The 11887-nt window shown below is 35.8% G+C and carries 12 protein-coding genes; 2 read left to right on the plus strand and 10 right to left on the minus strand.

Features of this window, described 5'->3' with window-relative positions; all coding sequences use genetic code 11:
- Positions 1-132: 132 nt before the first annotated feature.
- Positions 133-1386 carry a cystathionine gamma-synthase family protein gene (locus VFM92_RS13265; RefSeq protein ID WP_325122709.1) on the minus strand — a complete coding sequence of 418 codons (1254 nt, stop codon included), beginning with the start codon at positions 1384-1386 and terminating at the stop codon, positions 133-135.
- Positions 1387-1510: 124 nt separating this feature from the next.
- On the opposite strand from VFM92_RS13265, the gene VFM92_RS13270 reads away from it, so the two are divergent.
- Complete coding sequence (locus VFM92_RS13270) at positions 1511-1990, plus strand: Lrp/AsnC family transcriptional regulator (RefSeq protein WP_325122710.1); 480 nt, start codon at positions 1511-1513, stop codon at positions 1988-1990.
- A gap of 89 nt (positions 1991-2079) precedes the next feature.
- Here VFM92_RS13270 and hutU read toward each other — a convergent pair whose 3' ends face one another.
- The 5 genes from hutU to VFM92_RS13295 form a co-directional block, all read right to left on the minus strand.
- The gene (hutU, locus tag VFM92_RS13275; RefSeq protein ID WP_325122711.1) at positions 2080-3753 is read right to left on the minus strand and encodes a urocanate hydratase; all 1674 of its coding nucleotides are present in this window, start codon (positions 3751-3753) and stop codon (positions 2080-2082) included.
- Positions 3754-3838: 85 nt separating this feature from the next.
- Entirely contained in the window at positions 3839-4165 is a 327-nt protein-coding gene (locus tag VFM92_RS13280; RefSeq protein WP_325122712.1) for a nucleotidyltransferase domain-containing protein, read from the minus strand.
- 302 nt (positions 4166-4467) lie between these two features.
- The gene (folB, locus tag VFM92_RS13285; protein ID WP_325122713.1) at positions 4468-4833 is read right to left on the minus strand and encodes a dihydroneopterin aldolase; all 366 of its coding nucleotides are present in this window, start codon (positions 4831-4833) and stop codon (positions 4468-4470) included.
- Positions 4834-4853: 20 nt separating this feature from the next.
- Positions 4854-5630 carry a DivIVA domain-containing protein gene (locus tag VFM92_RS13290; RefSeq protein WP_325122714.1) on the minus strand — a complete coding sequence of 259 codons (777 nt, stop codon included), beginning with the start codon at positions 5628-5630 and terminating at the stop codon, positions 4854-4856.
- A 106-nt stretch (positions 5631-5736) separates the two neighbouring features.
- Entirely contained in the window at positions 5737-6654 is a 918-nt protein-coding gene (locus VFM92_RS13295) for a WD40 repeat domain-containing protein (RefSeq protein WP_325122715.1), read from the minus strand.
- A gap of 16 nt (positions 6655-6670) precedes the next feature.
- Here VFM92_RS13295 and VFM92_RS13300 point away from each other — a divergent pair, with 16 nt between their 5' ends.
- On the plus strand, positions 6671-7306 hold the full coding sequence (locus VFM92_RS13300) for a 4'-phosphopantetheinyl transferase family protein (protein ID WP_325122716.1): 636 nt from the start codon (positions 6671-6673) through the stop codon (positions 7304-7306).
- Positions 7307-7574: 268 nt separating this feature from the next.
- On the opposite strand, the gene VFM92_RS13305 is transcribed toward VFM92_RS13300, so the two are convergent.
- Genes VFM92_RS13305 through VFM92_RS13320 form a run of 4 tightly spaced genes read right to left on the minus strand, consistent with a single transcriptional unit; the run spans position 7575 to position 11829 of the window.
- Complete coding sequence (locus tag VFM92_RS13305) at positions 7575-8435, minus strand: transglutaminase-like domain-containing protein (protein WP_325122717.1); 861 nt, start codon at positions 8433-8435, stop codon at positions 7575-7577.
- Positions 8436-8452: 17 nt separating this feature from the next.
- Positions 8453-10081, minus strand: a complete 1629-nt coding sequence (locus VFM92_RS13310) for an acyl-CoA carboxylase subunit beta (RefSeq protein WP_325122718.1) — start codon at positions 10079-10081, stop codon at positions 8453-8455.
- 47 nt (positions 10082-10128) lie between these two features.
- Positions 10129-11067, minus strand: a complete 939-nt coding sequence (locus VFM92_RS13315) for an MlaD family protein (protein WP_325122719.1) — start codon at positions 11065-11067, stop codon at positions 10129-10131.
- Positions 11068-11082: 15 nt separating this feature from the next.
- Positions 11083-11829, minus strand: coding sequence for an N-acetylmuramoyl-L-alanine amidase (locus VFM92_RS13320; RefSeq protein WP_325122732.1), 747 nt, complete (start codon positions 11827-11829; stop codon positions 11083-11085).
- Between the last annotated feature and the right edge of the window lie 58 nt (positions 11830-11887).

Consider the following 11887-nt stretch of genomic DNA (forward strand, 5'->3'; position numbering starts at 1 on the left):
GTAGAAAATATAATTTAATAGTCTAAGGAAAAAAATTGACAGTTGACAATATACAATTGATAAAAAAAGCTAATTTATTAAGAGAAACAATAAGAGCCTAGAATCTATGTTCTAGACTCGTGATTCTAGAAATCAAACTTTCGCCAAAGCCTGATCAATATCCCAAATCAAATCTTTTGCATCTTCCACTCCGACTGACACTCTAACTAAACTGGCAGTAATGGACATTTTATTTCTTAATTCTTCATCAACATCCGAATGCGTCATGGTAGCTGGATGTTCAGCTAAAGATTCCGTACTTCCTAAACTTACCGCTAGTTTAATCAACTTTGTGCTGTTCAAGAATTTGAAAGCTTCTTTTTCTCCACCTTTTATATCAAAAGCTAGCATGGCTCCATTGGAACTACATTGTCTTTTGAAAATTTCATATTGACGACCATCCTCAGGTTTTAAATTACCTAAGTAATAAACTTTATCTACTTTCGGGTGTGTATTCAAGAAATTAGCAACCTCTTGAGCATTAGCGGCTTGTTTTTCCATACGTACTTTTAGCGTTTCCAAGCTTCTCATCAACAACCAACCAGTATGTGATCCAGCCATATTGCCCATAAAAGTTCGGAATCCTTTCACTCTTTTAATCAAATTTGCAGCTCCTAAACAAGCTCCCGCAACTAAATCACTATGACCACCAATATATTTGGTGGCAGAATAAATCACTAAATCAGCACCCAATTTCAATGGGTGCTGCCATACAGGGCCCATGTAAGTGTTATCAACTCCAATGTAAATAGGCTCTTCCGTAGCTTGTAATTCATTTGCAATTTCTCGAAACATCTCTATATCAACCAATGCATTAGTTGGATTTGCAGGCGTTTCCAGATAGATAAAACGAATCTTATCTTTCATACCGCTCGCTTCTATTTCCTTTAAAGCTTCTGCTTTATCTTGATAAGGATTTATTCCAATAGATTGAATACCCCATTTGGGCAAAACATGATTAATAAAATGATCGGTTCCACCATAGACAGGTACAGAGTGCAACAGAACATCACCAGGATTTAAGAATTCCATCAACATACTGCTGATCGCACCCATTCCACTTTCGAATATTGCCGCATCTTGCGCCCCATCCCAGAGGCATAATCTCTCTTCTGTAATTTGAAGATTGGGATTATTTAATCTACTATAAATTAACCCTAAATCTTCATCTTGCGCCTTTTCTCTTTTTCCATAAGCTACTTCAAAAAATGCTTTTCCATCTTCTGCTTTTTTAAATGCAAAAGTTGAAGTCTGGAAAATAGGACATTTAATAGCTCCTTCTGATAATTCTGGCTTATAACCAAAAGACATCATTAAACTTTCTGGTGAAAAAGAATGCTCGCTCATAATTTCTAATATTTTTTATAAATTTAGAAAATAATTCTTGTATTGCATGTTATTAAGAAAATAAACCTATAATTAGAAATACAATAGAAATTAAGTCTTTTTAAACCCTTTTAAAAGTATTAAAATGGAAAATAATTCTACTATCCGCCTTGATGCCATTGATATTCAAATCATAAAGCTCTTGCAAATGAATGCTCGCATTACAAATAAAGAACTGGCAGCACAGCTCGATCTCACTATCACACCAGTTTATGAAAGAGTAAAAAGACTAGAGAAAACAGGGGTAATCGGACAATATGTAGCACTGATTGATGCTGATAAAACTGGGAAAGGATTAATGGCTCTTTGTATGTTGAGACTTGAAAAACACACCAAGGATAAATTGGCTCAATTTGAAGCGCATGTAGCAAAAATCCCAGAAGTTACCGAATGTTATCACCTGGCAGGACAATACGATTACCATTTAAAAATCTTGGTAAAAGACATGAATGCTTTCCAGGATTTTATAGTCAATAAACTCTCCACCAATGAGAACCTTGCAAATATCCAAAGCTCCTTTGTAATGAAAAAAATTACGGATACCACCGCGGTTCCTTTGGGGTGAGCAATCAGAAAACCCGCAAGGTTTTGAAAACCTTGCGGGTTTAGCAAAATACCGGTCAGATACGAAATGCATCAGACCAGGGTCAACTTTTATTTCAATCGTTCTTTAATATCCAATTTATGCTTTCTGGCAGTGTCTTTTGCAATATCATAACCAGCATCTGCATGTCTGATAACTCCCATTCCAGGATCGTTACGTAGTACTCTTTTTATTCTTTTCTCAGCATCCTCAGTACCATCTGCCACTATCACCATACCCGCATGGATGGAATAACCCATTCCAACTCCACCGCCATGATGTAATGAGACCCAGCTGGCACCACCCGCAGTGTTCACTAGTGCGTTTAACAAAGGCCAGTCAGCAACTGCATCCGAACCATCAAGCATGGCTTCAGTCTCTCTATTTGGAGATGCAACAGAACCTGTATCTAAATGATCTCTACCAATTACAATCGGTGCTTTAACTTTTCCTTCTTTTACTAATTTATTGAAGGCCAATCCAGCTTTTTCTCTTTCTCCTTGTCCGAGCCAGCAAATTCTCGCTGGCAGACCTTGAAAGGCAATTCTTTCTTGCGCCATATCCATCCAACGCATTAAAGATTCATTTTCAGGGAACAATTCTTTTATGATTCTATCGGTTTCCGCAATGTCAGCAGGATCGCCTGATAGTGCAACCCATCGAAATGGACCTTTTCCCTCGCAAAAAAGCGGACGAATATATGCAGGTACAAATCCTGGGAAATCAAAAGCATTTTTTAAACCTTTTTCTTGAGCCCTCGCTCTTAGATTGTTTCCGTAATCAAAAGTGACGGCTCCTAATTTTTGCAGTTCCAACATCAATTCTACGTGGCGATACATTGATTCATAAGAAAGATCCTCATATTGAGCAGGATTTTCTTCCCGTAAAACATTAGATTCTTCCAGGCTTATTTGATGTGGCACATATCCTATCAAAGGATCATGAGCAGAAGTTTGGTCGGTTAAAACATCAGGAATTACATTTCTTTCTTTCAATCTTTCTAGCAGATGAACGGCATTGCAAGGAACTCCAATTGAAACGCTTTCTTGTCTCTTTTTTGCTTCTAAAGCCCTATCTATGGCAGCATCCATATCTATTATGGATTCATCTAAATATTTGGTTTTTAATCTTTTATCAATTCTCCATTGCTCCACTTCTGCAACCAGACAAACGCCATCATTCATGGTAACGGCCAAGGGTTGTGCACCTCCCATACCACCCAATCCAGCAGTAACAGTCAAGGTTCCCTTCAAACTCCCGTTAAAATCTTTATTCGCTATAGCGGAAAAAGTTTCATACGTTCCTTGCACAATACCCTGAGAGCCAATGTAAATCCAGCTTCCTGCAGTCATCTGTCCGTACATCATCAAGCCTTTCTTTTCCAGTTCATCAAAATGCTTCCAGTTTGCCCAGTTGGGCACTAATTGCGAATTAGATATCAAAACCTTAGGTGCATCCGTATGAGTTGGTAAAATTCCAACTGGCTTACCAGATTGCACAACCAAGGTTTCATCTTCTTCTAAATCTTTAAGCGCTTTGATGATTAAATCCAGCGATTCAAAATTTCTTGCGGCTTTTCCCCTTCCCCCGTATACGATTAGTTCTTCAGGTCTCTCTGCCACTTCTGGATCCAAATTATTTAACAGCATTCGCAAAGCAGCTTCTTGCACCCATCCTTTGCAATTGAGTTGACTGCCCGTTGGAGTTCTATAAGTTTCGGGATTGTATTTCTGAGTCGATTCCATAGCTGATAATTTTGTTCAATATTTCAGACTGTGAAATAGCAGTAAATTCAACAAAAAGGCAAATTAGAAATGAATGTATTTAATTTTATTGGTTGGAATGGGCTTGAATTGCTCTTTGGTAAAGGGGCTTTCCTATTCTGTTTATATGTTGAATTAATTCCTGAGAAGTAACTTCATGATAAATAAACAAGTCTAAAGTATAGGGAGAATTCAGCTCATCAATTTCCCAAAATATCTTATTTCGAATATCTTCAGTTAGTAATTTTCCTTTTAAAACCATATCAATATCAGAGCCTTCTCTATAATTTCCTTTTGCTCTTGATCCATAGATTAGAGCTTCTTCCACTTCTGAATGATTTTGGAGAATATTTGTAATTTTCTCTATTAAACTGTCGGGCAAACCAAAACTCATAACAATGATTTCATTTTTGTTTGTAAGTCGATTTAGTTAAAATAAGTTCTGATGAGATACCATCTACTGAGGTTCATCCGTGCGTCATTCCTTTGAAGAAAGGAATCTATTAATTTTAACCTAAGGTTAAAATATGAACAACTTTTTTGCAGATGGCTAAAATATCTAAAATCATAAAAATAGATTAGACTATGGTTCTGAAAATTATTGAAACAAAGTTTCAATAAGACAAGATACCTGCCTCCGCAGGTATGACGTTCTAATCTAACATTGTAGAATTATGAAAGCAAAATGTAGCTCTGTTAAAAAATATCTTCCCTATCCAACTCTAATTCCACATAAGCCTTCTTACACAAAGCCCCGATAGGCGGTTGTTGTTTATTGACTCTTACCAATACTTTTAAAGCAGATTTATTTTCTGTCAAAATTTTCTTTCCGATATGGAAGGCTAAGGTTTCTAATAATTTGAGGGGTTTTTTCATCACCTCCTCTGTGCTCTTATAGAGGTTTTCGTAATTTAATGTGCTTTCTAAATTATCATCCATCTGTTTAAATTCGGTTTCTACCACCAAATCAACTGTATAATGATTTCCTAGTTTATTCTCCTCCACATAATAGCCGTGATAGCCATAGAAGGCCATTCCAGACAATGCTACTTTTCCTTTCATAATAAACTTATTGAAATATTCTAATCCGCAGTAATTTCATCAAAGAATGAAGTGTCATCTCCACCCTCCTCTCTTTTCTCCTTTTTCTCTTTAACGGGTTCTTCCTCTTTCACTGATGCAGGTTCTTCTTTTTTAGTTGGAGCTTCAATAGTTGGAGCTTTTACTCCCTCATGGGCTATCGGTTTGGATTTTAAATCCTCTAATTCATAGCCATCTGCATTTTGAATTTTTTTTACTGCTTTCCTAGCTCTTTTAAGGTGAGTTTCAATATCGACATGTTGCATTCGTTCTTCAATCTTCTTCACCTTATCAGTTAAGCCTGTACTTAAATTTCTAAGCTCCTCTGCCACATTATCTTTGTGATTTTCTAGTTGCTTGAATCCGTCCGCCACTTCTTTCAACTCATCCTCCATTTCTTCGAGAATAGTTTGAGCTTTATGATTGGCATCTTCTACTATATCTTTGGCTCTTTGCTGCGCATCAGATAATAGCTTATCCGCTTTCATTTGCGTTTCCTTCAAATGCAGTTCAGCAGTTCTATTAGCTTGAGTGATTACATTGGCACCCGTATCTTCAGCAGTTTTTAAGGTTTTATAAAGCGAACTTTCCACTTGACGAAGCTTGGCAACTTCCTTTTCAGCAGCTTCCAGTTTCATTTTTAACTCCTTTTGCATATCCATTTCCCGCTCCCACTCTTGGGAAAGAGAAGCAAGAAATGCCTTGACATCGTCTTTATCGTAGCCCCTAAAGCCTTTTTCGAATTCTTTGTGTCGTATTTCTAAAGGAGTAATTTTCATAATGCTTAACTAATTGTTTTATTTAATAACGCATTTAACCAGGAAATGTCTTAATCCTAAGAAAAGTATTTCACTTTTTCAAGATATAAAGATAACGCGATATTTTCTAATTTTTGATTTGTAAGTCCCAAATTGATAAAGTATGGTCATCGCTGGCACTTACCAACTTGTTTTCATAGTTTGTCCAAAGTAATTTATTGACAGAAGTGGCATGACCAGCATGCCGAGCTTTATCGATCACCTTCAGTAATCTGAAGGTCTCAGCATCCCATATTTTTATACTTTTATCCATACTGCAAGTCGCAAAATATTTCCCATCTGGTCTGAAACTGATGTTGTTGATGGCATACATATGCGCAACTATGGATTCTAATAATATATAATCACTTTTTACATCCCATATTTTTAAATGTGCATCTCTACCTGAACTTAATAAAAGATTACCATCAAATGAATATTGCAGTGTGAACACTGAATTATCATGTGCTTTAAATTCCTTTTTCAAACGCCAATCGGAAGTAGAAAGTATCTTGATGGTATTATCACTAAAACCAATGGCAACTTCCTTTCTATCTGGATGCACTGCAATGGTTCTGGCACTTTTATCGCTCAATTGTAATTTAGCTAAAGTACTCAAATCCATTAAATCGGATAAAATTAACTGCCCATCTCCACAAGCAGTTAAAATAATATTTTCTACCACTTTGATATCAAAAATGGCACTATCAGTGATTTTAGCTGATTTCAATTCCTGCTTTTCTGCTACATCTACCAAATGAATGCCTTCATAGTTGTGCCCTACTATCAATCGATTACTTTCCTTCAAAAAATGTAGCGCATAGACAGAATTTTGAACTTTGGCCACCATAGTTCCTAATTCAGGGTCTTTTAAATCCCAAAGTGCCACCATTCCATCACCACCTGCTGAAAAAAAGAGATGGCTTTCGCTTGCAGGTTCTACCACATACAAGCAATCTTTGTGTCCAGTTAGGCTTTGAATTTTTTCTACATTAATTTTAGGCATATTGTAAAGTTAAACGATGGCATTAGAATTCATTAAGAAAATCAACGAGAATATTCATTTAGCTGTTTGGAAAATCGAAGAGGATTTAGATTTCTACCTCGAAAATGTTCCACTTAGTTCAATTGATAAAAATATATTGGAGGAAACTACCCATCCTGAAAAGAAATTGGAGTTCATGGCAGGAAGAATGCTTTGTAAAACGGTTTTACATGAATTAAGAATTAGTGAACAACCTATTTTTCGAAATGAATATGGAAAGCCGCAAATCCCTGATTCAGAATACGATATTTCTCTATCGCATACAGAAAATTATATAGCGCTAACTGTCGGATTCAAACTAAATGTTGGCATTGACATAGAAAAACCAAAAGCCAAAATGGCTAAAGTTGCTCCCAGGCTTTATACTGTGGAAGAAATGTCTTATTGCCAGGATAATCTAGTGCACTTTTCTAAAGTATGGTCTGCAAAGGAAGTCTTGTATAAGCTTTTTATGAAAAGGGAACTGGATTTTAGAGAGCATCTACGTGTAAAGCCTGAAAATAAAGAATGGACTTTAATGACGGGTACTATTCAAAAAGGGGATTTTAATCAGCAATATCAATTGGCTTTTTATGAGCTAGAGGAGTACTTTATTTGTTTGAATTTGACCTGATAGTAGTTACAATAATGTATTAAAATTAATCTGACCTTGCGATGTTAATGATTTATGGATGAATCTAATATTCCTCTCGTTCAGCATGAAAATAAAGAAACATAAATTTTAGAAAGTTTAATTTCAGAAAAAGGCTGGCTTCTACCATAAATGCATAAGCCTGTCTACACAAGCAAGCTCGCTAATATTTCCTCTTTCTTTCTCAAAACACAAATTTTGGAATGCTTGAATAATCTATACCAGTAATGGGAAACACTAGTAAGAGGGATTACAACCCCAAAGCATCAAAGTCGATTCCACCAGAAATTTCTATTAAAAGTTCTTTTACTTCTTCCGACTTATGGTGTTCTCCTAATTTCTCAAAAGCCATTATCAAATTTCTAAGCACTCTCTTAACAATATCTTCATTTGAGCACGGCTCGTAATAAACTGCTTTGGGAGTTAAATTCAAATTCGCCAAGTAGTTATCAATGTCTTTTTTTGAAAAAATTAATCCTCTATTAAAAGCATTTACATAAAACTGAACTTCATCGCTTTTATAAGTGATTATGAAAAGGTTTGGTAAATTCACTCCATAAATTGGCAAACCTAATTTTTCAGCTACCAGCATGTAAACTACCGAAAGTGAAATGGGATTACCCTTTTTACTTTCCAAAACTGATTTCAAAAAAGAATTATTAGGAGAATGGAAATTCTTAGTATTGGCGCGGAACTTTAATTTAGTAAAAAGCGCACCATTAATAATTTTAATTTTATCGTAGGGATGTAAATCATCTTTCAATTCCACCCAAATATCGTAGTAAATTTGCTCTATCTCTTTGTTTAATTCATTAAGCTCCGTATCAGGATATTGATACAGTGAAACTAACCACATCCCCTCCAATAAACTTTCGCCCCCGTTTTCCTTCCATACTCTGAAGCGTTCTTTTAATTGAGAAAACTGAAGAGTATGAATCATATCCTCAATTTTCCGCTGAATGTTGGGGTCAAAACTGTTTTCCCATTGTTCCTCCAAAAATGGGATAACATCACTGCCCAAAGACATTATTTTCCCCTCTACATGACGATTTACTTCCTCATCTTCATCCTCTAAAAGCGAAACTAATGCCTGAAATTCTTTCTTATCCAATTCCAATTTTTAGTAATTTAGGTTTGAATTACGCCTACATTAAAAGGCTTTTCTATTGGGGCATGATCTGCGGCTTCAATTCCCATTGAAATGACTTTACGAGTCTCCAAAGGGTCAATAATTCCATCTACCCACAATCTTGAAGCAGCATAGTATGGAGAAAGCTCCTCGTTATATTTATCGGTAATTTCTTTCAACATTTTCTCCTGATCCTCATCTGAGATCACTTCTCCTTTTGCTTTTAAAGTAGCTACTCTGATTTGCAATAGAGTTTTTGCAGCTGCTGCCCCACTCATAACGGCAATTTGTGCTGTAGGCCATGCATAAATTAAGCGTGGGTCATAAGCTTTTCCGCACATAGCATAATTTCCAGCACCATATGAATTTCCAATAACAATGGTGAATTTTGGTACTACAGAATTCGCCATGGCATTTACCATTTTAGCACCATCTTTAATAATTCCACCATGCTCGGACTTACTACCAATCATAAATCCACTCACGTCTTGAAGAAAAACTAATGGAATTTTACGCTGGTTACAGTTCATGATAAAACGTGCTGATTTATCTGCAGAATCGGAATAAATTACGCCTCCCATTTGCATTTCACCTTTCTTGGTCTTCACCACTTTTCTTTGATTGGCTATAATTCCTACTGCCCAACCATCAATTCTGGCTGTCCCACAGATGATAGATTTACCGTAAAGTGCTTTATATTCATCAAATTCTGAGTTATCAACTAATCTCTCGATGATGTCTTTTGTATCGTAAGGTTTTACTCTGTCGTTAGGAAGGATTCCATAAATCTCATTTTCATCCTTTTTAGGAGCTGCTGATTCCTCTCTATTAAACCCAGCCTTTTCAAAGCTTCCAATTTTATTAAAAATTCTACGGATGTCATTCAAGCAATCCTTATCGGTTTCGTGTTTATTATCCGTAACTCCAGAAATTTCGCAATGAGTGCTTGCTCCACCCAATGTTTCATTATCAATAGTTTCTCCAATAGCGGCTTTTACTAAATAAGATCCCGCTAAAAATATAGACCCGGTTTTATTCACAATCATCGCTTCATCGGCCATAATTGGTAAATAAGCACCACCAGCAACACAGCTTCCCATGATGGCAGCAACTTGGATAATCCCCATTGAGGACATTTTAGCATTATTTCTAAATTGTCTTCCAAAATGCTCTTTATCAGGAAAAATCTCATTTTGCATGGGCAAGAAAACTCCAGCGCTATCTACCAAATAGATTACCGGCAGTCTATTTTCCATCGCTACTTCCTGAGCTCTTAAATTCTTTTTAGCTGTCATTGGAAACCATGCACCAGCTTTAACAGTAGCATCATTAGCAACAATAACGACTTGTCTTCCTTCCACATAGCCAATTCCAGTAACCACTCCAGCGGATGGACAACCTCCTACATCTTCATACATTCCATCAGCAGCAAAAGCTCCTATTTCAAGGAATTCCGAATCATCATCTAATAAATATTCAATGCGCTCTCTGGCTGTGAGCTTACCCTTTTCGTGTTGGGAAGCAATTTTTTTCTCGCCTCCACCTAAATATACTTTTTCTAATTTGTGCTTTAATTTGTCTACCTCTTGTTTGTTGAGGTCTTCGTTTTTATTAAATGCTATATCCATTGAGTCGTTTCCTGGTGTATTTAATAATTAATTGATTGTTTCTCTTACTATTTATCTTTGTCTTTGTTCTTGTCCTTTCTTCCAAATAAGGAGAAGTGAACATATTTCTTTGGTTGATCTTTCATATCAACCAGAAGTGCATCTAAATCAACTAAGGTTTGATTTAAGTTAACATACAAAGAATCATCATTTAGTAATTTATCAACGGTTCCCTCACCATCTTGCATGGCTGCTACCGTATTGTTGATAGTAATTAATGTTGTATCTAATCTGTTTACAACTCTAGCCAATTCTAGTGCATTTACAGAATCTGCGATTCCATTAGTTTTTTGAAGCAGCGCTTTCAAACCACTCTTTTCATCAGCCAGAGTAGCTGAAATTATTTTAAAATCATCTATAACAGCATTAATAGTTGCTTGTTTCTGTGATATCTTGGCTAGGTTCTGAGTCGTTAGTTCTACGTTTAACATGATGTTTTGTATAGCCTCTTGATTTTTATCTATATTCTCTAAAATACCATTCAAGTGTCTCCCTACTGAATCCATAGTTTTTAAAACAGGATATGCTTGTTCTTGAATCTGAGCTGTTAAAGACTGTTCAATATCCCCTTTAATCTCACTTCCTTCTGGTAATGGATTTGTGACGTTGTTTCTTTGAATGACAATGGTTTGAGAACCCAAGAGATCAGAAACCAAAAGAGCTACAGTTTCTCCTCCTAAAGTAATATCCTCTCTTACCTCAAAAAATACTTTCAGTTTGTTATTCTCATCTTGAAGTATCTCAATTTTACTGACTCTACCCACGGATAAACCGCTCAGCAATACTGGGTTAGATACTGTTAGCCCATCAACTTGTTCATAAACTGCATAATACTCATTTGCAGGATTAAAAAAATCTACGCCTTTGAGAAAATTAAACCCAAAATAAAATATAACGATTGCAACAATTGCCAAAAAGGCAACTTTAACTTCTTTTGCTATTTTCAAAACTTTATAATTTAGTTAGTTCATTGATTCAATTTCTACTTTGTAATCTCGAATTGCACGAAAGATTCCAGATGCTATATACGTCTGTCCTAGCTCATCGTTTAAATATCTTTCTTCTTTTGGATTAGTAAGGAAGCCAGTTTCAATTAAAACGCTAGGCATTGAGCTTTTATAAAGGACTACAAATACATTCTGCTTTACTCCTCTACTATTTCTTCCAACTCTTTTTTCAAATTGATACTCAACCTTTTGAGCCAAGTTTAGGCTATTTGATAAATAAGCATTCTGATAAAGTGAAAATAAAATATGTGAAGCAGGATCATTTGGATCGAAACCTTCATATTTTTCTTCATAATCATCCTCAATTAATATTACGGAATTTTCCCTTTTGGCAACATTTAGATTATCGGCTGATTTATTGAGACTCATTACCCATGTTTCCGTTCCATGTACCTTGTCACTATATTCAACAGCATTGCAATGAATAGATACAAACAGGTCGGCACCATTTTTGTTTGCGATGTTCGAACGTTCATCTAACTCAATAAATTTATCATCATTGCGGGTAAAAATAACTTCAACTTCAGGTAAATATTCTTTAATGATTTGTCCTAATTCCAATGCAATCTCTAAAGCAATGTCTTTTTCTTTTGACATTACACCTCTAGTTCCGCTATCTTTGCCACCATGTCCAGCATCAATCACAACCTTATCAACTTTATATGAAGGTTTGTTTAGATTAGTGAAGGAGCCAAGGACCATCAATAAAGTAAGTGTAAAAAGGATGGTAATATTTTTCACAATCTTTCGGTTGTTAAAT

The organism is Marivirga sp., assembly GCF_035704835.1.
Lineage (GTDB): Bacteria > Bacteroidota > Bacteroidia > Cytophagales > Cyclobacteriaceae > Marivirga.

Coding starts and splice junctions, on each gene's coding strand:
- VFM92_RS13270 (WP_325122710.1), top strand. CDS start 1,511: ATGGAAAATAATTCTACTATCCGCCTTGATGCCATTGATATTCAAATC.
- VFM92_RS13320 (WP_325122732.1), bottom strand. CDS start 11,829: ATGGTCCTTGGCTCCTTCACTAATCTAAACAAACCTTCATATAAAGTT.
- VFM92_RS13310 (WP_325122718.1), bottom strand. CDS start 10,081: ATGGATATAGCATTTAATAAAAACGAAGACCTCAACAAACAAGAGGTA.
- VFM92_RS13280 (WP_325122712.1), bottom strand. CDS start 4,165: ATGAGTTTTGGTTTGCCCGACAGTTTAATAGAGAAAATTACAAATATT.
- VFM92_RS13300 (WP_325122716.1), top strand. CDS start 6,671: ATGGCATTAGAATTCATTAAGAAAATCAACGAGAATATTCATTTAGCT.
- folB (WP_325122713.1), bottom strand. CDS start 4,833: ATGAAAGGAAAAGTAGCATTGTCTGGAATGGCCTTCTATGGCTATCAC.
- VFM92_RS13265 (WP_325122709.1), bottom strand. CDS start 1,386: ATGAGCGAGCATTCTTTTTCACCAGAAAGTTTAATGATGTCTTTTGGT.
- VFM92_RS13295 (WP_325122715.1), bottom strand. CDS start 6,654: ATGCCTAAAATTAATGTAGAAAAAATTCAAAGCCTAACTGGACACAAA.
- hutU (WP_325122711.1), bottom strand. CDS start 3,753: ATGGAATCGACTCAGAAATACAATCCCGAAACTTATAGAACTCCAACG.
- VFM92_RS13290 (WP_325122714.1), bottom strand. CDS start 5,630: ATGAAAATTACTCCTTTAGAAATACGACACAAAGAATTCGAAAAAGGC.